This is a genomic window from Methylobacterium sp. 001424705 (assembly GCF_059816145.1).
The window spans coordinates 101,076-123,130 of sequence record NZ_JCBANU010000011.1 but is presented as its reverse complement, the minus strand read 5'-3'; the positions used below and the strand labels follow the sequence as shown (position 1 = coordinate 123,130).

Below are 22,055 nucleotides of genomic sequence, written 5' to 3'. Positions count from 1 at the left end.
CCCGTCCGTTTCGGAGGCCTGCCGCTCAAGCGCGATCCTCGGCGCGGTAGGCCCCGGAACGACCGCCATCCTTGGCGAGCAGCCGGATGCCCTCGATCCGCATGCCGCGATCGGCCGCCTTCACCATGTCGTAGATGGTCAGACAGGCCACCGAGACCGCGGTCAGCGCCTCCATCTCGACGCCGGTCGGCCCCAGCACCTTCACCTCCGCCGTCACCCGAAGGCCCGGAAGGCCGTCGTCGGGCTCGCAATCGACGCGCACCTTCGAGAGCAGGAGGGGATGGCAGAGGGGGATGAGCTCGTGGGTGCGCTTCGCGGCCATGATGCCGGCGAGCCGCGCCGTGCCGATGACGTCGCCCTTCTTGGCGTCGCCCTCGCGGATCAACCGCAGGGTTTCGGGCAGCATGACCACGAGCCCGGTCGCGCGGGCGGTGCGGGTGGTCGCGTCCTTCTCGGACACGTCGACCATGTTGGCCGCGCCGGACGCGTCGAGGTGGGTGAGTTCGGCCATCGTCGCGTCCTCAGGCCTGGGCGTCGCCGAACAGCAGGCGCCGGGTGGCCGCCGTCACGTCGGCCTCGCGCATCAGGCTCTCGCCGACCAGGATGGTGTCGAGGCCGGCCGCCGCGAGCCGGACCACGTCGGCATGGCCCGCGATGCCGCTCTCGGCCACGGCGATCCGGTCGGCCGGCACGCCCGCGGCGAGGCGGATCGCGGTCTCGAACGAAACTTCGAAGGTCTTCAGGTTGCGGTTGTTGATGCCCACCAGCCGGGTGCCGAGGGGCAGGGCCCGCGCCAACTCCTCGGTGTCGTGGACCTCGACCAGCACGTCCATGCCGAGGTCGTGCGCGGTCTCCACCAGGGCGGCGGCCTCGTCGTCCTCGAGGCAGGCCATGATGACCAGGATGCAGTCGGCGCCCCAGGCCCGCGCCTCGAACACCTGGTAGGGCTCGAACAGGAAGTCCTTGCGCAGGACCGGAAGGGCGCAGGCGGCGCGCGCCTCGGTGAGGTATTCGGGCCTGCCCTGGAACGAGGGCGTGTCGGTGAGCACCGAGAGGCAGGTGGCGCCGCCGGCCTCGTAGGCGGCGGCGAGGACGGCGGGGTCGAAGTCCGCGCGGATCAGGCCCTTGGAGGGCGAGGCCTTCTTCACCTCGGCGATCAGGGCCGGGCGCTTCTGCGCGATATGCGCCGCGATGGCCTCGGCGAAGCCCCGCGGCGGCGTGACGTCGGCGATGCGCTTCTCGAGCTTGGTCTGCGGCACCCGCAGCTTCGCCTCGGCGATCTCACGCCGCTTATAGGTCTCGATGCGGGCCAGCACGTCCTTGCGCTCGGTGGACGCGGTCTCGGGGACGGACCCGGATTTGGGCTCGGACATGACGGGCTTTCAGGCGTTCGAGCGACGGTTCGAGAGACGGACCAGCGTCCGGAGTGTGGCACGCGCGGCGCCGCTGTCGAGGGCCTGACCGGCCCGGACGACACCCTCCGCCAGGGTGCCGGCGGCCTCCGCCACCACCAGGGCGGCCCCCGCGTTGAGGACGGCGATGTCGCGATAGGCGTTGCGCGCCCCATCCAGCACCCCGGCCAGGGCGGCGGCGTTGTGCTCCGGGTCGCCGCCCCGCAGGGCTTCCAGCCCATGGAGCGGCAGGCCGACCTCGCGCGGATCGATGGTGAAGCGCGAGATCCGGCCGTCCGTCAGCGCCACCACGGCGGTGGGGCCGGTCACGGTGATCTCGTCGAGGCCGTCGCTGCCGTGCACGGTCCAGACCCGGTCGCTGCCGAGTTCCGCCAGGACGCCGGTCAGCGGCTCGGCCCAGGCCGGCGACGAGACGCCGAAGAGCTGGCGCCGCACGCCGGCCGGGTTCGCCAGCGGGCCCAGCATGTTGAAGATCGTCCGCATCGGCAGTTCGGCCCGCACCGGAGCCACGTGGCGCATGGCGGCGTGGTGGGTCTGGGCGAACATGAAGCACAGGCCTGCCTCGGCGAGGCACAGGCTCAGTTCGTCCGGCGCGAGGCCGATGCGCACGCCGAGGGCCGTGAGCACGTCGGCGGCGCCGGAGCGCGAGGTGGCGGCCCGGTTGCCGTGCTTGGCCACCGGCACGCCGCAGGCGGCGGTGATGATCGCCGCCAGGGTCGAAACGTTGTAGCTGCCCGAATGGTCGCCGCCGGTGCCGACCACGTCGACGGCGCCCGCGACGCCGGGCACCGGCAGCATCCGTGCCCGCATGGCCTCGACGGCACCGACGATCTCGTCCGGGGCCTCGCCGCGGACCTTCAGCGCCGTCAGGAAGGCGCTGGCCTGAACCGGCGTGACCTCGCCCGAGAGCAGATCGTCGAAGGCCTGCCGCGCCTCGGCACGGTCCAGGCCCGCGCCGGTGGCGACCTTGGCGAGGAGGGGCTTGAAGGATTCCATGTGGCTCGGGCGTGACGGTCCGGCACGGAGAACCGGATTGATTCCAGACAGGCGACGTAACCCGTCAATGCACGCCGTCGCGGCCCTTGTCACGCGCCGCATTCCACGTGGCCGCGATGTCCAGGAAATTCCGCAGGATCTGCGATCCGTGATGCGACAGGATGCTTTCGGGGTGGAACTGCACGCCGTGGACGGGCCGATGGGCATGCTGAAGGCCCATGATCAGGCCGTCGGCCTCGGCCGTGACGGTGAGATCGGTCGGGCAGCCGCCGCGCTCCACCACCAGGGAATGGTAGCGGGTAGCGTCGAACGGCCCGTTCAGCCCCCGGAAGATGCCCGAGGCCCGATGCTGGATGCTGGAGACCTTGCCGTGCATCGGCGTCGGGGCACGGACCACGTCGCCGCCGAAGGCCTGCCCGATGGCCTGGAGCCCGAGGCAGACGCCGAAGATCGGGATCTCGGTCGAGAGGTCCTTGACCACGTCGAGGCAGATGCCGGCCTCGTTCGGCGAACAGGGTCCCGGCGACAGCACCACGGCGTCGGGCCGGCGCGCGCGGATCTCCTGCGTGGTGATGGCGTCGTTGCGCACCACGTCGATCGAACCGCAGAGGGGGCCGATCAGGTGGACGAGATTCCAGGTGAAGGAATCGTAATTGTCGATGACGAGGACGTCGGACATCGGAGCTTCGCGCGCAGGCATGACGGCGGTGTGGCGCGAGTCCGGCGACCCGTCAACCGGGCGCTACTGCCCCCGCCGCGCCCGGCTCGCGAACACCACCGCATCCTCGGCCGCGCGGAACAGGGCCTTGGCCTTGTTGACGCATTCCTGCTGCTCGGAGGCCGGATCGGAATCGTAGACGATGCCGGCACCGGCCTGGACGTGCATGCGGCCGTCCTTCACCAGGGCGGTGCGCAGCACGATGCAGGTGTCCATCTCGCCGCGCGCGCCGAAATAGCCGATGCAGCCGCCGTAGGGACCGCGCTTCTCGCGCTCGAGTTCGTCGATGATCTCCATGGCCCGCACCTTCGGGGCACCGGAGACGGTTCCGGCCGGAAAGCCGGCGGCGAGGGCCGCGAGGGCATCGTGCTTCGGGTCGAGGTCGCCCTCGACGTTCGAGACGATGTGCATGACCTGGCTGTAGAACTCGAGGAAGAACGAACCCGTGACCGTGACGCTGCCGATGCCCGCGACGCGGCCGACATCGTTGCGGCCGAGGTCGAGCAGCATGAGGTGCTCGGAGCGCTCCTTGGGATCGGCCAGCAGTTCCTCGGCCAGCGCCTTGTCCTCGGCCGGTGTCGCGCCGCGCCGGCGCGTCCCGGCGATCGGCCGGATGGTAACGCGCCCGTCACGGACCCGCACCAGGATCTCGGGCGACGAGCAGACGAGCTGGAAATCCTCGAAGTCGAGGTAGCACAGGAACGGGGCCGGGTTGGTCCGGCGCAGCGAGCGGTAGAGGGCGAGGGCTGGCAGGGTGAAGGGCGCCTCGAAGCGCTGCGAGAGCACGACCTGGAAGACGTCGCCGGCGACGATGTACTCCTTGGCCCGGGCGACCATTCCCAGGTACGCTTCGGGTGTCGTGTTCGAGACCGGCTCGGGATGCGCGATCGCGTGCGGGTCGATACGGGCCTCGACGGGGAGGGGGCCTTCGAGGATCTCGGACACCCGCTCCAGCCGACCCAACGTCGCCTCGTAGGCGGCGCGTGCGCCGATTCCGGCGGTCGGGCGCACCGGGCCGACCACGGTGATCAGGTCGCGCACCGAGTCGAAGACCACCATCACGCGCGGTCGCACGAGGATCGCGTCCGGCACGCCGAGGGGATCGGGGTTCGGGTCTCCGAGGGCTTCCATGGCCCGGACCATGTCGTAGCCGAGGTAGCCGAACAGGCCCGCCGCCATCGGCGGCAGCACATCCGTGTCGCCCTCCGCGCCGATCGCGCTCTCGGCGATCAGGGTCCGCAGGCTCGCCAGGGGCGCAGCCGCCTCGGGCGTGAACACCGACAGGTCGGGACCGCGCGCGATCTCCGCCCGGCCGTCGCGGCAGCGCCAGGCCAGGTCGGGGTCGAGCCCGATCATCGAGTAGCGTCCGCGCACGACGCCCCCCTCGACGGATTCGAGCAGGAAGGCGGTGCCGGGGTGCTCGGCCCGCAGCTTCAGGAAGGCGGCGACGGGCGTCTCGAGATCCGCCACCAGGGTGAGGTTCAGGAGGGCGGGACGGCCCGCCTCGTAGGCGTCGACGAAGGCCGTGAAGGCGGGGTCCTCGGACATCGTCGGCTCAGTACTCGCCGCCGCCGATCGCCCGGCGGAAGGCCGCCTGGTTGATGGTCACGCCCACCGAGGTCTGCACGTCGCCGATGTACTGACCCAGGACATCGTCGGCGATGGTGGGCTGGAAACGCTTGCCGATCGCCTCGTCCTCCGGCGAGCCGGGAACGAAGGCCGGCATCGTCGCGGCCGTGACCTTGAACAGGGCGCGGCTCTCGCCGGCCTCTGCGGAAGCCGACTTGTCGACGGCCGTCGCGAAGACGCGGTTGACAACCTCGGCCGTCAGATCGCCCTGGGACTGGTTGCGGGCCAGGTCGGTCAGGCTCTGGACGGTCAGGCCCGCTTCCGCGGCGACGGCCTCGACGGTCTCGCCCTTGTCGAGGCGCGCCGACAGCGCCTTGGCCTTCGCCAGCAGCCGGCTCTGGACTTCGGCGGCGCGCCAGCGGGCGACGACCTCGTCGCGCACCTCATCCAGCGGCTTGTCGTGGGCGCGGTCGACCCCAGTCACGTCGTACCAGATGTATCCCCCGGTCTTGGTGCGCAGGGGCTCGTTGTCGCCACCCATCTCGGCCCGGAACAAGGCGGTCAGGGTGGTGTCGCGATCCGGGATGCCCTCGACGGTCCTGCCGGCGGGATCGAGGCCCTGCGCGGTGACGGCCGGAATGGTCTGGAGCGGCAGGTCGCGCTCCTTGGCGATGTCGGCCAGGGGCTTCGAATTGGCACGCTGGTCCTCGATCGCGTCGTGGGCCGCGTCGATGCCGCTGTTGGCGCGCTCCAGGGCGATGGTCTTGGCGATGTCCGCGGAGACCTCGGCCAGCGGTTTCACCGTTCCCGGCTCGATGGCGGTGACGCGCAGGAGGACGGTGCCGAAGCGGCCCTTCACCGGTGCGCTGACCGTGTTCAGGGGCAGGGCGAAGGCGGCGTCCGCCACGGCGGGATCGAACAGCTCCGCCTTGGAGAGCGTCCCGAGGGAGAGGTTCTTGGCATCGGCGCCGGTCTCGGCGGCGGCCGCCTCGAACGGCTTGTCGCCGGCTTCGATCGCCGTCCGGGCCGCCTCGGCGGCAGCCTGATCGGGATACACGATCTGCTGGATCGTGCGACGCTCCGGCGTCCCGTACCGCGCCTTCTCGGAATCGTAGCGCTTGGCGATGTCCTCGGCGGTCACGGCCTCGGGCTTGGCCATCGCCTGCGGGTCGAGGACCAGCAGGGTGACGGCGCGGGCTTCCGGCGCGCGGAAGGCGAACTTGTTGTCCTCGTAATACGCCTTGACCGCATCCTCGGAGGGCGCCGGGATCTCGCCGGCCACGGAGGGCGGCAGCATCATCAGAGCGACCGAACGGCGCTCGGTGGTGTAGCGGTGCACCGCCTCGCGCAGGGCCTCGGGGACATGCAGGTCGGCCGCGACCGCCTCGGCGAGCTGCAGGCGGGCGGCGACCGAGCGCTGCTCGCGCACGAAGGTGGCCTCGTTGATGCCGGCGCGCTGAAGCGTCTGGTAGAAGAGGGCGGGATCGAACTTGCCGTCGGCGCCCTGGAAGCTCTTCTCCTCCTGAATCGCGCGCAGCACGGCCGCATCGGGGATGCTCAGGCCGAGGGCGGCGGTCTGCTGGTCGAGGGAGGCTTCGCTGACGAGCTGCGCGAGCACCTGGCGGTCGATGCCGAGGGCCCGGGCCTGATCGGGCGTCAGGGTGCGGCGGGTCTGGCTCTGGTAGCGCTGGAGCTGATTCTGATAGGCGCTGCGCACCGTTTCGGCGGAGATCTGCGCCCGGCCCACGGTGGCCACGCTGGTGGACGAGCCCGCGCGGAAGAATTCCTCGACGCCGAAGATCGCCACGCCGGCGATCAGGAAGGTGAAGACCACCGTGAGGATGATCTTGCCGAGCCAGTGCTGGCTGGCCTTGCGCATGTTCTGCAGCATCGAACGTCCGGGCACCCGTCGCGTGGGCGCCGGAAGCGCCCGTCATTCCTGGGAAGGTCGCCCGCGATAGACCATCCGTGCTGTCACCGCAAAGGGCGTTCGCGGTTTGCGCCCATCCTGAGGCTCTGTTAGGGCCGGCGCGACCGCGAAGCGAAGCCTTAGCAGCGAGGGACGGGATGACGAAGTCGGGGCGACGGCCGCTGGTTGCCGGCAACTGGAAGATGAACGGCCTGCGCAGCTCGGTCGCCGTCGTGGAAGCCGTCCGCAACGGCCTGACCGCCGCCCTGCTCGACACGGTCGACGTGCTCATCTGCCCGCCCTCCACGCTGATCGCCTCCTGCGTGGCCGCCGCCTACGGCTCGCCGATCGCCATCGGCGGCCAGAATCTCCACGCCAAGCCGAACGGCGCCTTCACCGGCAGCATCTCGGCGGAGATGCTGGCCGATCTCGGAGCCTCCTACGTCATCGTCGGCCATTCCGAGCGCCGGGCCTACCACCACGAGACCGACGATGGCGTGCACGCCAAGGCGCTGGCCGCCCGCCGCGCGGGCCTCTGCGGCATCATCTGCGTCGGCGAGACGAAGGAGGAGCGCGAGGAGGGCCGGACCCTCGACATCGTGCGCGCGCAGCTCGCGATCGGCGTGCCGAAGGGAGCCACCGCCAAGGACACGGTCATCGCCTACGAGCCGGTCTGGGCGATCGGCACCGGCCTGACGCCGACCCCGGCCGACATCGCCGAGGTCCATGCCTCGCTGCGCGAGATGCTCGGCCAACTCATCGGCGCCGAGGCCCAGGCGGTGCGCATCCTCTATGGCGGCTCGGTCAAGCCGAGCAATGCCCGCGAGCTGATGGCGGTGGACAACGTCGACGGCGCGCTGGTCGGCGGCGCCAGCCTAGTCGCCGACGACTTCCTCGGCATCGCCCGCGCCTACCTGCGCTAGGGATCGAGCCGAAAAAATCCCATTTCGTTCGGATTCGGTCCCGGGGTTTCGGCGGGAGTGGCCCATGGTTCGTCGGCGGACATGATCCGGCAATCGGACGCGGATCGGGCCTGGGCCGTCGAGGAGGCCTGCCGCAACGCCCGCCCCTCGCCGCTGGAGATCGGCCTCGGCGGCTGGATCCTGCGGGCCTCGGGCGGTCCGACCCGTCGGACGAACTCCCTCAATCCCCTGCGCGGCTGGCGCGACGATCCCGCCCGCATCGTCGCGGAGGCCGAGAGCCTCTACCGGAACCTCGGTCGCCCGCTGATCGTCCGGGTCCCGGATCTCGTCCCCGAGATGGATGTCCTGCTCGACGGTCTCGGCTATCGGTCCGAGGGCGAGGCCTGCACGCTCTTCGCCGAGCTTCCGCCGGACGACCGCGACGGGGCGGAGGGCGTCGCCCTCGACAATGCCCCGGACGCGGCGTGGCTGGCGGCGCGGGCCGCCTGCGAGGGCGTGGTGTCCGAGGTCGCCCTGCGGACCTACCGCGACTCGATCGCGTGTCTGATCCTGCCCCGGATGTTCGCGCGGCGGATCGAGGCGGACCGGACGGTGGCCGTCGCCTACGGCGTCCTGCATCGCGGGATCCTCGTGTTCGAATCCGTCGCGACGCACCCGTCCCATCGCCGGGCGGGCCATGCGCGCAGCCTGATCGTGGCCCTGATGGCCTGGGCCCGGCGGGAGGGGGCGACCGGGGCCTGCCTGCAGGTGGTCGCCGAGAATGCGCCGGCGCGCGCCCTCTATGCCGGGCTCGGCTTCTCGCGCAGCCTCTACGGCTATCGCTACCGCCGCCGGGACTAGGGCTGCCTCCGCGATAACTCCGGGGTTCGAAGGATTGCCGCGCCGGCCGACGCGGTGCCGGAGCATCGGTCCGGTTGGCGCGCGGGGCCATCTCGTGTATGGCCCCGCGGATATGTCGGCGGCGCCAGGACTCACCGGCCCGTAACGCATTCGTGCCCGGGTCTCTCCTCGGAACCGGCGCGCGGATGATGAAGCTTCCGGAAACCCGATGCAGACCGTTCTGATCTCGATCCATCTCATCGTCGTCCTCGGCCTCATCGCCGTGGTCCTTCTCCAGCGCTCCGAGGGCGGTCTCGGTCTCGGCGGCGGCGGGAGCGGCGGCGTGGCGGGTTTCATGACGGGGCGCGGACAGGCCAACGCCTTGACCCGCGCGACGGCCATCCTCGCCGCCCTGTTCTTCACCACCAGCATGGCGCTCGCGATCCTGTCGCACCGGAGTGCGGCCCCGCGCTCGATCCTGGAAGGAACCGGGACCAGCCAGCCCGCGACTCAGCCGAATGCCGGCAACCTGCTCGACACCCTGCGGGGTCAGAGCGGCACCCAGCCCGGGACTCCGGCGAGTGGGACTTCGGCGCCCGGCACCCCGGCGCAGGTGCCCGCGACCGCGCCGGCCCAGCCGGCCGTGCCGCAGGCCCCGCAGTCGCGCTGACCGGCCGGTCGATGGCCCGACGGAGGGGGCCTTCGACCGAGACGTGACCGCGGCGAGGTCGCCGGGCCCGGTCGGGTCGAGGTGAACCGCGGGGTTATCCAGACACCCGGCGTCCAAGTGCTCGGACAAGTGCTCGGACGCCGCTCCTCGTTGCAACGCCGATCGAACGACGTCCTCGCCGCGCATGCGCAGGTATCGCGGGGGATAGGCGTTTTTGTTGTTTGGCGAATCGTTCTCCCTTGTTTATGGACCGAGGCCCATGACGCGGTACGTATTCATCACCGGCGGCGTGGTTTCCTCGCTGGGCAAGGGTCTCGCATCGGCGGCGCTCGCGGCCCTGCTGCAGGCCCGGGGCTACAAGGTCCGCCTGCGCAAGCTCGACCCTTACTTGAACGTCGATCCGGGCACGATGAGCCCGACGCAGCACGGCGAGGTGTTCGTCACCGACGACGGCGCCGAGACCGACCTCGACCTCGGGCATTACGAGCGCTTCACCGGCCTCGCCGCGACGCGGGCCGACAACATCACCACCGGGCGGATCTACCTCGACATCATCACCAAGGAGCGGCGCGGCGATTACCTCGGCGCGACGATCCAGGTGATCCCGCACGTGACCAACGCGATCAAGGACTTCGTCCTCGAGGGGAACGAGGCCTTCGACTTCGTGCTGGTCGAGATCGGCGGCACGGTCGGCGACATCGAGGGCCTGCCGTTCTTCGAGGCGATCCGGCAGCTCGGGCAGGAGCTGCCCCGCGGCGCCACCGCCTTCGTGCACCTGACCCTGCTGCCCTACATCCCCTCCGCCGGGGAGCTGAAGACCAAGCCGACCCAGCACTCGGTGAAGGAGCTGCGCTCCATCGGCATCCAGCCCGACATGCTGCTCTGCCGCTGCGACCGGCCGATCCCGACGGACGAGCGGCGCAAGCTCGGCCTGTTCTGCAACGTCCGCGAGACCGCCGTGATCGAGGCCCGCGACGTCGCCTCGATCTACGACGTGCCGCTCTCCTACCGCGAGGCCGGTCTCGACCGGGAGGTGCTGGCGCATTTCGGCCTGCCCTCGCAGGACGAGCCGGACCTGTCGCGTTGGCGCACGATCTCGGAGCGGGTGAAGAACCCCGAGGGCGAGGTCTCCATCGCCATCGTGGGCAAGTACACGGGCCTCAAGGACGCCTACAAGTCGCTCACCGAGGCGCTGACCCACGGCGGCATCGCGCATCGGGTCAAGGTCAACCTCGAGTGGATCGAGGCCGAGGTGTTCGAGCGCGAGGATCCCGCACCGTTCCTCGAAGGCATCCACGGCATCCTCGTCCCGGGCGGCTTCGGCCAGCGCGGCGCGGAGGGCAAGATCCGCGCGGCGCGTTACGCCCGCGAGCGCAAGATCCCGTATTTCGGCATCTGCTTCGGCATGCAGATGGCGGTCATCGAAGCGGCCCGGGCGCTCGCCGGCGTCGCGGAGGCCAACTCGACAGAGTTCGGCGAGACCCGCGAGCCGGTGGTCGGGCTCCTGACCGAATGGCTGAAGGGCAATGAGCTCGAGCGCCGCGCCGCGGCCGGCGACCTCGGCGGCACCATGCGCCTCGGCGCCTATCAGGCGAGCCTGCGGCCGGATTCGAAGATCGCCGAGATCTACGGCACCACCGACATCTCCGAGCGCCACCGCCACCGCTACGAGGTCAACATGGCCTATCGCGAGTGCCTGGAGGCGAAGGGCCTGCGCTTCTCGGGCCTCTCGCCGGACGGACTCCTGCCGGAGACCGTCGAGCATGTCGGGCATCCCTGGTTCATCGGCGTGCAGTTCCATCCGGAACTGAAGTCCCGCCCGTTCGAGCCGCATCCGCTCTTCAAGAGCTTCATCGGCGCCGCCATCGTCCAGAGCCGTCTGGTCTAGCCAGGTATCGGAACGGCCGCGCACCGACCGTCTTCAGAGGCCTGCGGCCTGACGCGTCGTTCCCGGCTTGCGGGAGCGACGGTCGGGCCGACGGACGGCTGTTCCGGCCGGGCTCAGACCCATGCCTCCCGGGCATCGCCCGGGCGGGTACGGTGGCGCCCGGCTCCTGGGGAACGTCGCCCCCGTTGCTCCATTGACTGTTCACACGGGGTCGCTGCCCCACAGGGAGTCATGGAATGCCGCCGATCTTCACCGCCGATTTCGAAACCCGCCGCGATGCCGAGATGAGCGTGGAACACCTCGTTCAGGAGCACGGCATCGACCGGAACGCGATCACGGTTGTGGCGGCGGGCGATCGCAACAGCGCCGGTACGGAACAGGCGGGGGGCGATCTGGAGGACGGCCGGAGCAAGGGCGAGACCGAGGGGGAGCCTGCGCTGACGGGGGCGATCCAGGTTCGGGTCGACGCCGAGGCCGCGCAGAAAGGCGTCATCGACGAGTCGTTCTCGACCTTCGGTGGGCGGACCGTTCAGCGCTGACGCGCGCGGCTCACGCCGCCAGCGCGATGACATCCGAGTCGGGCCGCGCCGTCTCGCGCGGTCCGAACAGGTGCTGATGCAGGGCGTTCGGGCAGTGGACGCGTCCCGAGGCGTCGGTGATCCGCACCTCGGTCATCCCCGCGATCATCAGCGACCAGCCCTGCTCCACGGCGCCCAGGACGGAGCTGTGGCGGAAACTGAAGCACCGCTCCAGGACGCGCGCGCTGACGGTGAAGCTCACGGGATGAGATCCTTGGCTGGTCGCTCGGCACCCGGCTTCGGGCATCCGGCGAGATTGGGAGATGGGAGCCGTGCGGCGCCGGTGGCTGCGCCGACGGGTTGCGTGTGCACCGCAATAATGGCTTCCGGTTGACAAACGCTGAGCGAAAACGTGCGGCGCGCGAATTCGATCAACCCTGCGCGGGATCGTGACCGGCGACGGCACGGACGGCGTTCAGGACGGCCTCGGGATGCTGGTGGTGCAGCATGTGACCGGTCCCCGCCAGGAGGGTGAACGCGGCCCCCGGGATGAGCCGCGAGGCCCAAGAGCCGTGTCGCGGCGTGCTGACGACGAGATCCGAATCGCCGCCGAGAATCCGGACGGGTACCCGGCAGGCCGGATACGCCAGCGCGTTTCGAATCAGGCCGACCATCAGGCCGGCCGCGTCTTCGCCTTCGGCCACCAACTGGTCTGCGGTGCCGGCCAGCCCGAACGGATTGGCGGCGGCGTAGCCCGGCGGCATCGTGGCCGGCAAAAACATCGCGTTCCACAGGAACGGCAGCAGCGCAGGGTCCATCGTGCGCCCGAGGAGGTCCGACGCGAAACGCCCACCCGGCACCGCCCGAGGGCCGAACAGCAGGTGTTCCAGGCGCGGCTCGGGAAAGCAGATCGGCGCCAGGGCGACGACACCGGCGATCTCGTCGGGAAACCGAAGGCCGTACGCCAGCGCCAGCGCGCCACCGAAGGAATGCCCGACGATGATCGGCCGCTCCAGGCCGAGCGCCCGAACGCCCTCCCGGATCAGGGCGGCCTGCCGCCAGAGTTCGGCGTCGGCCGCGCCCCGGCGCCGGCTGAAACCATGGCCCGGACGGTCGACGGCGATGACCCGGAACCGCTCGGCGAGGTGAGGCACCAGGCCGAGCCACATGTCTTCCAGGGACATCAGCGTCCCGTGGATGAGCACGACGGGCGATCCGGTCCCGGCTTCGGCGTAGGCGAGCGTACGCCCCTCGTGCAGGTCGATGGTCGATCGTGGCACGAGGCGCTCGGACACCGCGGGCGAGATCCTCCCGACCGGGCCGGCGATGGGTGCGATCTCCATCAGGACGAACGCCGGTTCCGCCCGGCGGGGGATGCGGACGCGGCGAGCCCCCCTCCGCGCGAGGCGCCCGTCATCACCCCGCGCCGATCGTTCGGCGCATGTCCGTGTGGCATGGTGGTCCTTCCCCCGACGGTTCCGGCAGATCGCTCGCCGCGTCCTCGAACGGTGACGCGCGGAAGGGCCGCCGGTTCTGTTCCGAGACCGCACCTGCGCGGTTTTCACGCGCGGATTCGCGCGCCGGAAGAGGCGCGGCGCGCGGCCATGCGGCTGGCTTTGGCGCAGCGTCGGACTACCTTGCAGCCTGTGACCGAGATCCTGTTCTATCACCTCCAGAACCAGCCCCTCGAAAAGGTGCTCCCGAACCTGCTGGAGCGCTCTCTGGAGCGCCAGTGGCGGGCGGCCATTCAGGCGGCCAGCGAGGAGCGGCTCCAGGCCCTGGACGACCAGCTCTGGACCTACAGCGACGACAGCTTCCTGCCGCATGGGACCGATCGCGACGTCGACGCGGCCAGCCAGCCCGTCGTGCTGACCCTGAAGGATGCGAACCCGAACGCCGCGTCGATCCGCTTCCTGGTGGAGGGCGCCGACCTGCCGCCCGATGCCGCCGACTATGCACGCATCTGCGTGCTGTTCGACGGCACCGACCAGGAGTCCCTCCTGCGCGCCCGCGCGCAGTGGAAGGAGGCGAAGGCCGCCGGACACACGATCGCCTATTGGCAGCAGGACGACGACGGCCGTTGGCAGAAGAAGGCCTGACGTCGCTGCCGCATTCCGACCATCGCCGAGAGGATTCGCCATGAGACGTCTCGCCTTCGGCCTCGCGGCCCTGCTGATCGCGACCCCGCCGCTGCAGGCGCAGCCCGCCCCGCAGGCGGAGCGTCCGGCCGAGGCGCGAAAAGCGTCCGAGCCGCGCGCCACCCAGGGCGGCAAGCTCCCCGCGGACGCCGTCACCGAGCACAGCGTCACCCTGCCGGATGGGCGCACGCTCGCCTTCACCGCCCGCGCCGGCAGCCTGCCGCTGGTGGACGAGGCCGGCAAGCTCCAGGCGGAGATCGCGTTCATCGCCTACACGCTGGCCGGCCAGGGCGCTGGGAAGACGCGCGATCCGGCGCGCCCCGTGACCTTCGCGGTGAATGGCGGGCCGGGCGCCGCCTCCGCCTACCTCAACATCGGTGCGATCGGACCCTGGCGCCTGCCGGTGGAGGGCGCCAGCATCAGCCCGTCGTCGCCGATCGGACTCGTGCCGAACGACGGAACCTGGCTCGACTTCACCGACCTCGTGTTCCTCGACCCCGTCGGCACCGGCTACAGCCGCGCGGCCGACGGAGATGCCAAGCGCTACTGGAGCATCGACGCCGATGCGTCCGTGCTGGCCTCGGCCATCGCCCGCTGGCTCCGCACCAACGACCGCATGGCGGCGCCGAAGTTCTACGTCGGCGAGAGCTATGGCGGCTTCCGCGGGCCGTTGATCGCGGCGAAGCTCCAGGAGGAGATCGGCATCGGCCTGTCGGGCATGGTTCTGCTCTCGCCGGTGCTCGATTTCGCCTGGCTGCAGGCACCGCGCACGACCCCCTGGGGCCACGTGATCAAGCTGCCGTCCTTCGCCGCCGCCGCCATCGAGCGGGCGGGCGGCATCCCGTCGCGCGAGACCATGGCCGACGCAGAGGCCTACGCCACCGGACCCTACCTTGCCGATCTCCTGAAGGGGCCGTCCGACAGCGCCGCCGTGGCACGACTCGGCGACCGGGTCGGCGCCCTGACCGGGCTCGACCCGAGCTTCGTGCGGCGCCAGGCCGGGCGTCTCTCCGGCCAGAGCGTCCAGCGCGAGATCGGCCGCGACACCGGCCGGGTTGCCAGCGCCTACGATACGGGCGTGACCGGATGGGACCCGGACCCGAATGCCGTCCATTCGGGCTTCGAGGACCCCCTGCTCACCGCGCTCCAGGCGCCGCTGACCAGCGCGATGATCGCGCTCTACACCGACACGCTGAACTACCGGGTGCCGGATCTGCGCTACGAACTCCTCAACGGGGCGGTGAACCGGGGCTGGACCTGGGGCGGCGGTCGCTCGGCGCCCGAATCCCTCGGCGCCCTGCGCGGCGTGCTGTCCCTCGACGGCAACATGCGGGTGCTGGTCGCCCACGGGTATACCGACCTGGTCACGCCGTATTTCGCATCGAAGCTCCTGATCGACCAGATGCCGGCCTATGGCGGCGGGCGTCTCGATCTCGCCGTGTACCCGGGCGGGCACATGTTCTATTCCCGACCGGATTCGCGCGCCGCGTTCCATCGGGACGCGGCGGCTCTCTACGCGGCCGCGCTCAGCGCGCGGGGCCCCGCGCAGCGCTGAGGACCCCGTCGTGCCCGCTTCCACCCACCCGCGCCTGCTGATCCTGGCCGTGCTCGCAGCCTGCGGCCTGTCCGCCTGCACCAGCACCGAGACCCGGCGCACGGAGACTCCGGCACCCGAGCCGCTCCCCGTCGCCGTGCCGAAGCCCGCACCGGCCCCGACCTTCCAGGGACCCGTCCTGACGGGGGACGGCACCTGCACGGCGCCCGCGCCGGCGGGCGCCGCCGCGATCGAGATCGGCATCGGTGAGTGCGACCTCGTCCGCCTGAAGGGCAAGCCCCCCACCGACGTGCTAGTGGGGGAGGGGCGCGCCGGCCGCGAGGTGCAGGTGCTCTACAACGAGCCCGGCGCGAAGGAGCTGTACTTCTTCGTCAACAACCGGCTCGACCGCATCGTCAAGTGAGCGACCGGCTCAGCGCTCCGTGAGCTTCATCTCGATGCGCCGGTTGCGGGCATAGGCCTCCTCGGTGGTCCCGGCCTCGAGGGGCTGGAACTCGCCGAAGGCGGCGGCCAGGAGGTGCTGGGGCGGGATGCCCTTCGCGACCATGGCCTGCACGACCGCGATGGCGCGGGCCGCCGACAGGGCCCAGTTCGAGGGAAACTGGGCGCTGGCGATCGGCCGCGCATCGGTGTGGCCGTCGATGCGCAGCACCCAGGGAATGTCGGCCGGGATCTGCTTGGCGAGGTCGAGGATCGCGCCGGCGATGCGGTCGAGTTCGGGGCCGGCCTCCGCCTTGAGGCTGGCGGAGCCCGCCGGGAACAGCACCTCGGATTGCAGGACGAAGCGGTCGCCGACGATGCGGATGTCCGGGCGGTTGCCGAGGATCTGGCGCAGGCGGCCGAAGAAGTCCGAGCGATAGCGCGCGAGTTCCTGCACCTTCTGGGCCAGGGCCACGTTGAGGCGGCTGCCGAGGTCGGCGATGCGGGCCTGGCTCTCGCGGTCGCGGTTCTCGGAGGCCGCGAGCGCATCCTCGAGGGCGGCGAGCTGGCGCCGCATCGCCGCGATCTGCTCGTTCAGGAGATCGATCTGCGCGGCGGCGCGGGCGGTGTTGGCGCGCTCGGCCGCCAGTTGCTTGTCGACCTCGCCCTGGCGACCGGCCGAGCCCTGCGACGCTTCGGCCTGCGCCCTGAGGCGATCGCGGTCGGCCTGCGCTCCGAGGAGGGTGTTGCGCAGGGACGAGGCCTGCTCCTCCTGCGTCTTCCGGGTCGAGCGCTCCAGGGCCAGCAGGTCCGTCAGGTCGGCGATCTGGCGATTGAGCCGGGTCAGCACCGAGTCCCGGCCGCTGATCTCCTGGGAGAGGAAGAACTGGCCGACCACGAAGATCGTGAGCAGGAACACGACCGCCAGCAGCAGCGTCGCCAGGGCGTCGACGTAGCCCGGCCAGACGTTGAGGCTCCGGTCGCGGCGACCGCGCGTGGAGGCCATGTCAGCTCCGCTCGCGGCCCAGGCGCTCCAGCACCTGCTTCAGCTCGCGCTCGCGGGTCGCCTGGGCCTCGACCCAGTCGCGAATCATCTGCTGCTCGGCCCGCATGTGCTGCACGAGCCCCTGGATGCCTTCCGCGAGATTCGTCATGGCCTGGGTGGCGACGCGCCCGTTGGCGCCCTCCGCCACCACGGCGGTCAGGCGGTCCACCGCCTCCTTCAGTTCGCGGGCGCTGGCGGGATCCTGTACCGGGAGTGGCGCGGGTTGCGCCTTTGTCGGGGCCGCGACCTCGACACGACCCTGCGGTATTTCGCCGGAGAGGAGCCAGTCCTCCAATTCGTTGTGGAAGCGCGCATGCGCCTGCCCGGCCTGCAGGTCGAGGAAGCCGATGATCAGCGAGCTCGCGAGGCCGAACAGGGAGGCCGAGAAGGCGAGGCCGATGCCGGAGAGTGGAACCGCGAGGCCGTTCTTCAGCTCGTCGAACATCGCCGCGGCCTCGCCGCCGCCCCGCATGGTCTTGATCACCGACCCGACCGCGCTCAGCGTGTCGATCAGGCCCCAGAACGTTCCGAGAAGGCCGAGCAGGATCAGAAGGCCCGAGACGTAGCGCAGGATTTCCCGGCCCTCGTCGAGCCGCGCAGCCGCCGTGTCGAGGAAGGCGCGGCTGGTCGACAGGGTGATCCCGTCGGGCCGGGCGGCGATGGCGGGGGCCAGGGGCGCCATCAGGGGCGGCGGCCGGCTCGGGCTCTCCCCCGCCGCCACGGCGTTCACGTAGCTCACCTCCCGATAGAGCCGCACCACCTGACCGAAGGCCAGCAGAACCGCGATGAGCAGGACCCCGAGGATGAGCCCGTTGAGGCCGGGATTGGCAAGGAAGGCCGGCGTGATCTGGCGGAACAGGACGAAGGCGAGGAAGCCGACCAGGATCAGGAAGACCAGCATCCGGACGAGGTAGATGCCCGGCTTGGCGATCGTCGCGGGTGCGGGGGGGGTCGCCATCGGCTCGGGCACACTCTCAACGCGGAACTGTCGGCCCGCGGGGAGCGAGCGGGGCGAACGCGCCGGCACATTGCAGGGTGGTTCGGCGCCGATCAAGTCGCGCGTGATCTGGTTCCGTGGATGGGCGCTCCGTTGCGCCGGCTAATCCCACGCCCGGGGCCAAGTCTCCTCCAGATGGGGGCCGAGGCGCACCGCGGCCACGCTCTTGGCGAGGCCCGTCGCATCGTCGGTCTCTACCGCGATGCCGCAAAGCGTCCCTTCGCCCTGGGCCGCCTCCAGGCGGGTACCGGGCGTCTTCTGCAGGAACCGGCGCAGAGGCTCGTCCTTCTGCATGCCGAGGATCGAATCGTAGTCGCCGCACATGCCGGCATCCGAGAGATAGGCGGTGCCGCCGGGCAGGATCCTGTGATCCGAGGTCGGGGTGTGGGTGTGGGTGCCCACGACCAGGCTGGCCCGGCCGTCGAGGAAATGACCGAAGGCCTGTTTCTCGCTCGTGGCCTCGGCATGCACGTCGACGATGACGGCATCCGCCACGGCGCCCAAGGGACAGACGGAGAGCTCCCGCTCGGCCGAGGCGAAGGGATCGTCAAGGGCATCCATGTAGAGCCGGCCCATAACGTTCAGGATGAGCACGCGGGCGCCCTTGCGGGTCTCGACCACGGTGGCCCCGCGGCCCGGCGTGCCCGGTGGATAGTTGGCCGGACGGACCAAACGGGTCTGCCGCTGGATGAAGACGAGGGCCTCGCGCTGATCGAAGGAATGGTTGCCGAGCGTCACCGCGTCGGCCCCCGCCTGGAGGAGCTCGTCGCAGATCGCTTCCGTCAGGCCGAATCCGCCGGCGGCGTTCTCGCCGTTGATAACCACGCAGTCGAGGCGCCAGCGCTCACGAAGGGACGGCAGGCGGTCCGAGATGACGGTCCGGCCGGGGCGGCCCACCACGTCGCCGAGGAAGAGAATGCGCATCGCGGGACGTCAGGTCCGTATCAGCGGGACCGGCCCCGCTTCGGTAACGAGATGATCGAGGGGCTGGTCGTGCGGCTCGGAAGGAACCGTGTCCACGGCCTGGACCGAGAAGGCGATCCCGATGGTGAGCACGGGACCGTTTCGCGAAAGGCGCTCAATGGCTTGGTCGTAGTAGCCGCGTCCATAGCCGATGCGATGACCACGCCGGTCATAGGCCGCCAGCGGCACGAGGAGCGCGGTGGGATCGAGGGGCGGCAGATCGTCGTGCGGTTCGCTGAGCCCGAAGCGACCGGCGACGAGAGCCTCACCCTCGCGCCATTCCCGGAACACCAATCCGTTGGGCGTGACCTTCGGCAGGGCGATGCGCTGGCCACGCGCGAACAGGAGGCGGGCGAGGGGGCGTGGATCGACCTCACTGCGGATGGGCCAGAAGGCCCCGACGATCTCGACCTTGGCGAGCGCCTCGATGGTCATGACCGTCTCGGCAATCTGCAGCGAACCGATGCGGCGATCCTCCTTTCGGAGAGCGTCGCGGCGGGCCAGAGCCTCGTTGCGCAGGGCCGCCTTGCGGGCGGGAACGGATGTTTCGGAGGGAGAAAGATCTGAGTGCGGAGCCACGTGAGCCGTTGGAGTGTCGATCCCGGGAAACCTACAATGTAGGTGGGCGCCGTGTTGGCCAAGTCCAGGGACAAGGCCAGGGACAGCTCCCTGGGGAGTCGATAAGGCCCCGGGGAAAAGTTCTCCTGACGGACCCGGCAGCCCCGCCATTCCCATGTAGCGTCGGCCTGCGGCCCGCGCCAGGGGGGCGCTGGTTCGACTCGCAGAATTCATGGGCGAGATCGGCGCTGAGACGAGTCGCCGCCCAACATTCCGGCGCTCGAGATCGTTAGCCGGCCGAAATGACGTGCGCCAGGCGCTCGACCCGCTCGGCACAGCGCACGAGCTCCTCGGCAAGCCGCTCTTCCTCGGCCGCCCGGACCGCTTCGGCCGATTCCACTGTCTCCCTGAGAGCGGCGGCTTCCTGCTCCAGCGCGGCGAGACGTCCCTGTACCTCCTGCAATTCATCTGCCTGCATCAAGGCTGCCATCACGTGGAGGCGCATGTCGCCGATCTCGCCGAAGGTCCGGCGCATTTCGCTGATCCGTCCATCGAGCCCTTCCGCGAGGGCGGTCAGGTGCGCCTCCTCGCCGTCGGCACACGCCATCCGGTAATTCTTGCTGTCGATGGTGACGTTGATCTGGGGCATCGGGCGTCGGGTCACTGGAGCGTTGCGATTTCAAACTTAGCGGAGGGCGCGGGCCTGTGTCAGCACGCCCTCGACGGCGTCGATCGCTCGTCCGAGGCGATGGTCGACATCGGCCGAAGTCGCCTCGACCTCCGCGAGGCGCGCGCTGGCCGCATCGAGTTCGGCGGCGAGCCTCGCCCGGTCCTCGCCCATGATCGCGAGCTCGGTTTCCAGGTCGCTGGGGTCGCGCTCGGCCTCGAAACGTTGCGCGACCGCGCCCTCCAGCCGTGAGAGCACGGCTTCAAGACGCTGCAGCGCCAGATCGATGGTCTGGCTCACGGAGGAATGCCCTTCTCTTCTACCTGCTGCTATCGGACGAAGTCGTTCGCGCCATGCCCGGACACCTGTACGGTATCCACCGGGAAACGGTTTTCCACCCCCTGCGCCGCGCCATGTAACCTTTGCCTCGATTTGTCACCATGTTAGAGACCGGCCGCTCGCAGACCGGCTATACGGCAGCACGCGACTCACTCAGGGGAGAGGGCGGGGACCTGTCAGCCACCCTGGGTTCGTCTTGCCGCGCGCTACCTCGGTCTTCGGCTGCGATCGCGCGCCCGAGCCTGCGCGGCAGTTCATCTGTCGTTCAATCGGGACTCGCACAGAGCGGGCGACGGATCGAGGCCTGCCGTTCGGGCGAGCCGCGACGATCAAATGGCTGGAGGGTGCTGCGTGGCCGGCGCCCGATTATGGGAAGGACTCACGCCGTGTCGGTGAAGGTTGCCATCAACGGGTTCGGACGCATCGGCCGCAACGTTCTGCGCGCCATCCATGAGGCCGGCCGCCAGGACATCGAGGTGGTGGCGATCAACGATCTCGGCCCCGTCGAGACCAATGCCCACCTGCTTCGCTTCGATTCGATTCACGGCCGGTTCACCGCCAAGGTCGAGGTCGACGGCGACTTCATCGTCGTCGACGGCAAGCGCATCAAGGTCACGGCCGTGCGTAACCCGGCCGAGCTGCCACACCGCGAGCTCGGCGTCGATATTGCCCTCGAGTGCACGGGCATCTTCACCTCGAAGGACAAGGCAAAGGCGCACCTCGATGCCGGAGCCAAGCGCGTTATCGTCTCGGCGCCCGCCGACGGCGCCGACCTGACCGTGGTCTACGGCGTCAACCACGACAAACTGACCGCCGACCATCTCGTCATCTCGAATGCGTCCTGCACCACCAACTGTCTCGTCCCGGTGGCCAAGGTGCTCAATGATCTCGTCGGGATCGAGCGCGGCTTCATGACGACGATCCACTCGTATACGAACGACCAGCCGTCGCTGGATCAGATGCACAAGGACCTCTATCGGGCCCGTGCCGCGGCGCTCTCGATGATCCCGACCTCGACCGGCGCCGCGAAGGCTATCGGCCTCGTGCTGCCGGAACTTAAGGGCAAGCTCGACGGCACCTCGATCCGCGTGCCGACCCCGAACGTCTCGGCCGTCGACCTCGTGTTCACCGCAAAGCGCCAGACCACGATCGAAGAGATCAACACCGCGATCCGAGCCGCTGCGGACGGCCCGCTGAAGGGCGTGCTGGCCTACACCGACCAGCCGAACGTCTCGATCGACTTCAATCACGATCCTCACTCGTCGACCTTCCACCTCGATCAGACCAAGGTCATGGACGGCACCTTCGTGCGCATCCTGTCCTGGTACGACAACGAATGGGGCTTCTCGAACCGGATGGCCGACACGGCCGTGGCCATGGGCAAGCTTCTCTGAGCCGCATCGCCGTATCCTGACGGATCGAACGTTCCCGAGGACGACGCGAGACCAGAATGGTGTGCTTGACATGACAGAGACTTCCCCCTCCGAACGCGGCTTCATTCCAGGCTCCTCAGCGCTCCCGCCCCCGGCGTCCGCGCCGGCGGCAACCCCGGCCGCTCCGACCACCGCACCCTCCGTGGTGGTCGGGAAGGCGGAGCCCCTGCCGTCGTTCGGCAGTACTCCGGGGAGCGATCAGCTCGCCCGGATCGAGGACAAGTGCTCACGGATCGAGGACAAGTACGCCCGCTCCGAGGCGTTGCTGTCGCGCGTGGAAGAGAAGGTCGAGGGCGCCGCCGGCCGCATGAACGAGGCGGCCCGCCAGAGCGATCTCTCCGCCCTGCGAAGCGAGGTCCGCGCCATCGCGGACCGCACACGCGGCCTGCCCGGCTCCGGCGCACTCGTGCTCACCGCCATCATCACCGCCGTTCTCACGGTCGCGCTGACCATCGCGGCTCAGCGCTTCCACCTGGATGCGATGCTGCCCCCGCGCTGATCGCCTCGTCCCGCCCGTC

At 70.1% G+C, this 22,055-nt stretch carries 24 protein-coding genes and 1 other RNA gene; 10 read left to right on the top strand and 15 right to left on the bottom strand.

Features of this window, described 5'->3' with window-relative positions:
- Positions 1-25: 25 nt before the first annotated feature.
- The 6 genes from moaC to AC6EUL_RS10740 all read right to left on the bottom strand — a co-directional run bounded on the left by moaC (position 26) and on the right by AC6EUL_RS10740 (position 6,586).
- Positions 26-511, bottom strand: a complete 486-nt coding sequence (moaC, locus tag AC6EUL_RS10765; RefSeq protein ID WP_056216808.1) for a cyclic pyranopterin monophosphate synthase MoaC — start codon at positions 509-511, stop codon at positions 26-28.
- Positions 512-521: 10 nt separating this feature from the next.
- Entirely contained in the window at positions 522-1,373 is an 852-nt protein-coding gene (gene trpC, locus AC6EUL_RS10760) for an indole-3-glycerol phosphate synthase TrpC (protein ID WP_056269917.1), read from the bottom strand.
- A 9-nt stretch (positions 1,374-1,382) separates the two neighbouring features.
- A complete protein-coding gene (gene trpD / locus AC6EUL_RS10755; protein ID WP_056350526.1) occupies positions 1,383-2,408 on the bottom strand; it encodes an anthranilate phosphoribosyltransferase in 1,026 nt (341 codons plus the stop codon).
- A 64-nt stretch (positions 2,409-2,472) separates the two neighbouring features.
- On the bottom strand, positions 2,473-3,087 hold the full coding sequence (locus tag AC6EUL_RS10750; protein WP_056216817.1) for an anthranilate synthase component II: 615 nt from the start codon (positions 3,085-3,087) through the stop codon (positions 2,473-2,475).
- 63 nt (positions 3,088-3,150) lie between these two features.
- Complete coding sequence (gene trpE, locus AC6EUL_RS10745; RefSeq protein ID WP_499870052.1) at positions 3,151-4,674, bottom strand: anthranilate synthase component I; 1,524 nt, start codon at positions 4,672-4,674, stop codon at positions 3,151-3,153.
- Between the two features lie 7 nt (positions 4,675-4,681).
- Positions 4,682-6,586, bottom strand: a complete 1,905-nt coding sequence (locus AC6EUL_RS10740; RefSeq protein ID WP_499870051.1) for a peptidylprolyl isomerase — start codon at positions 6,584-6,586, stop codon at positions 4,682-4,684.
- A gap of 176 nt (positions 6,587-6,762) precedes the next feature.
- On the opposite strand from AC6EUL_RS10740, the gene tpiA reads away from it, so the two are divergent.
- The 5 genes from tpiA to AC6EUL_RS10715 all read left to right on the top strand — a co-directional run bounded on the left by tpiA (position 6,763) and on the right by AC6EUL_RS10715 (position 11,443).
- Positions 6,763-7,527: a triose-phosphate isomerase gene (gene tpiA, locus AC6EUL_RS10735; RefSeq protein WP_056216829.1), complete on the top strand. Its 765-nt coding sequence runs from the start codon at positions 6,763-6,765 to the stop codon at positions 7,525-7,527.
- A gap of 81 nt (positions 7,528-7,608) precedes the next feature.
- Positions 7,609-8,367, top strand: a complete 759-nt coding sequence (locus tag AC6EUL_RS10730; RefSeq protein ID WP_499870050.1) for a GNAT family N-acetyltransferase — start codon at positions 7,609-7,611, stop codon at positions 8,365-8,367.
- A gap of 208 nt (positions 8,368-8,575) precedes the next feature.
- A complete protein-coding gene (secG, locus tag AC6EUL_RS10725; protein WP_056216835.1) occupies positions 8,576-9,016 on the top strand; it encodes a preprotein translocase subunit SecG in 441 nt (146 codons plus the stop codon).
- A 259-nt stretch (positions 9,017-9,275) separates the two neighbouring features.
- Entirely contained in the window at positions 9,276-10,904 is a 1,629-nt protein-coding gene (pyrG, locus tag AC6EUL_RS10720; RefSeq protein WP_056216838.1) for a CTP synthase, read from the top strand.
- Between the two features lie 236 nt (positions 10,905-11,140).
- Positions 11,141-11,443, top strand: a complete 303-nt coding sequence (locus AC6EUL_RS10715; RefSeq protein WP_056216841.1) for a hypothetical protein — start codon at positions 11,141-11,143, stop codon at positions 11,441-11,443.
- 10 nt (positions 11,444-11,453) lie between these two features.
- Here the strand turns inward: AC6EUL_RS10715 and AC6EUL_RS10710 are convergent, their stop codons facing one another.
- Both AC6EUL_RS10710 and AC6EUL_RS10705 read right to left on the bottom strand, forming a co-directional pair.
- Positions 11,454-11,684 carry a hypothetical protein gene (locus AC6EUL_RS10710; RefSeq protein ID WP_056216844.1) on the bottom strand — a complete coding sequence of 77 codons (231 nt, stop codon included), beginning with the start codon at positions 11,682-11,684 and terminating at the stop codon, positions 11,454-11,456.
- 169 nt (positions 11,685-11,853) lie between these two features.
- On the bottom strand, positions 11,854-12,717 hold the full coding sequence (locus AC6EUL_RS10705; RefSeq protein ID WP_499870049.1) for an alpha/beta fold hydrolase: 864 nt from the start codon (positions 12,715-12,717) through the stop codon (positions 11,854-11,856).
- Positions 12,718-13,068: 351 nt separating this feature from the next.
- Between AC6EUL_RS10705 and AC6EUL_RS10700 the strand changes: the two genes are divergently transcribed.
- The 3 genes from AC6EUL_RS10700 to AC6EUL_RS10690 are packed head-to-tail and all read left to right on the top strand — an operon-like array spanning position 13,069 to position 15,518.
- Positions 13,069-13,521: a DNA polymerase III subunit chi gene (locus AC6EUL_RS10700; protein WP_056269888.1), complete on the top strand. Its 453-nt coding sequence runs from the start codon at positions 13,069-13,071 to the stop codon at positions 13,519-13,521.
- Positions 13,522-13,561: 40 nt separating this feature from the next.
- Positions 13,562-15,115 (top strand): S10 family peptidase, encoded by a 1,554-nt coding sequence (locus AC6EUL_RS10695; protein WP_499870048.1) that lies wholly within the window; start codon positions 13,562-13,564, stop codon positions 15,113-15,115.
- A gap of 10 nt (positions 15,116-15,125) precedes the next feature.
- The gene (locus tag AC6EUL_RS10690) at positions 15,126-15,518 is read left to right on the top strand and encodes a hypothetical protein (protein ID WP_200917526.1); all 393 of its coding nucleotides are present in this window, start codon (positions 15,126-15,128) and stop codon (positions 15,516-15,518) included.
- A 9-nt stretch (positions 15,519-15,527) separates the two neighbouring features.
- On the opposite strand, the gene AC6EUL_RS10685 is transcribed toward AC6EUL_RS10690, so the two are convergent.
- The 7 genes from AC6EUL_RS10685 to AC6EUL_RS10655 all read right to left on the bottom strand — a co-directional run bounded on the left by AC6EUL_RS10685 (position 15,528) and on the right by AC6EUL_RS10655 (position 20,065).
- The gene (locus AC6EUL_RS10685; protein ID WP_056216859.1) at positions 15,528-16,541 is read right to left on the bottom strand and encodes a peptidoglycan -binding protein; all 1,014 of its coding nucleotides are present in this window, start codon (positions 16,539-16,541) and stop codon (positions 15,528-15,530) included.
- Between the two features lies 1 nt (position 16,542).
- Positions 16,543-17,538: a MotA/TolQ/ExbB proton channel family protein gene (locus tag AC6EUL_RS10680; RefSeq protein ID WP_056350511.1), complete on the bottom strand. Its 996-nt coding sequence runs from the start codon at positions 17,536-17,538 to the stop codon at positions 16,543-16,545.
- A gap of 141 nt (positions 17,539-17,679) precedes the next feature.
- Positions 17,680-18,501 carry a TIGR00282 family metallophosphoesterase gene (locus AC6EUL_RS10675; RefSeq protein ID WP_056216868.1) on the bottom strand — a complete coding sequence of 274 codons (822 nt, stop codon included), beginning with the start codon at positions 18,499-18,501 and terminating at the stop codon, positions 17,680-17,682.
- A gap of 9 nt (positions 18,502-18,510) precedes the next feature.
- A complete protein-coding gene (locus tag AC6EUL_RS10670; protein ID WP_056269878.1) occupies positions 18,511-19,119 on the bottom strand; it encodes a 5-formyltetrahydrofolate cyclo-ligase in 609 nt (202 codons plus the stop codon).
- Positions 19,109-19,266, bottom strand: a non-coding RNA gene (ssrS, locus tag AC6EUL_RS10665) — 6S RNA. Before ssrS ends, AC6EUL_RS10670 begins: the two co-directional genes overlap by 11 nt.
- A 121-nt stretch (positions 19,267-19,387) precedes the next feature.
- Positions 19,388-19,747, bottom strand: a complete 360-nt coding sequence (locus AC6EUL_RS10660; RefSeq protein ID WP_056216876.1) for a cell division protein ZapA — start codon at positions 19,745-19,747, stop codon at positions 19,388-19,390.
- Positions 19,748-19,783: 36 nt separating this feature from the next.
- Complete coding sequence (locus AC6EUL_RS10655) at positions 19,784-20,065, bottom strand: DUF4164 domain-containing protein (RefSeq protein WP_082559297.1); 282 nt, start codon at positions 20,063-20,065, stop codon at positions 19,784-19,786.
- Positions 20,066-20,490: 425 nt separating this feature from the next.
- Between AC6EUL_RS10655 and gap the strand changes: the two genes are divergently transcribed.
- Positions 20,491-21,498, top strand: a complete 1,008-nt coding sequence (gene gap / locus AC6EUL_RS10650) for a type I glyceraldehyde-3-phosphate dehydrogenase (RefSeq protein WP_499870047.1) — start codon at positions 20,491-20,493, stop codon at positions 21,496-21,498.
- Between the two features lie 70 nt (positions 21,499-21,568).
- Positions 21,569-22,036 (top strand): hypothetical protein, encoded by a 468-nt coding sequence (locus AC6EUL_RS10645; protein ID WP_499870046.1) that lies wholly within the window; start codon positions 21,569-21,571, stop codon positions 22,034-22,036.
- The last annotated feature ends 19 nt before the right edge of the window (positions 22,037-22,055 follow it).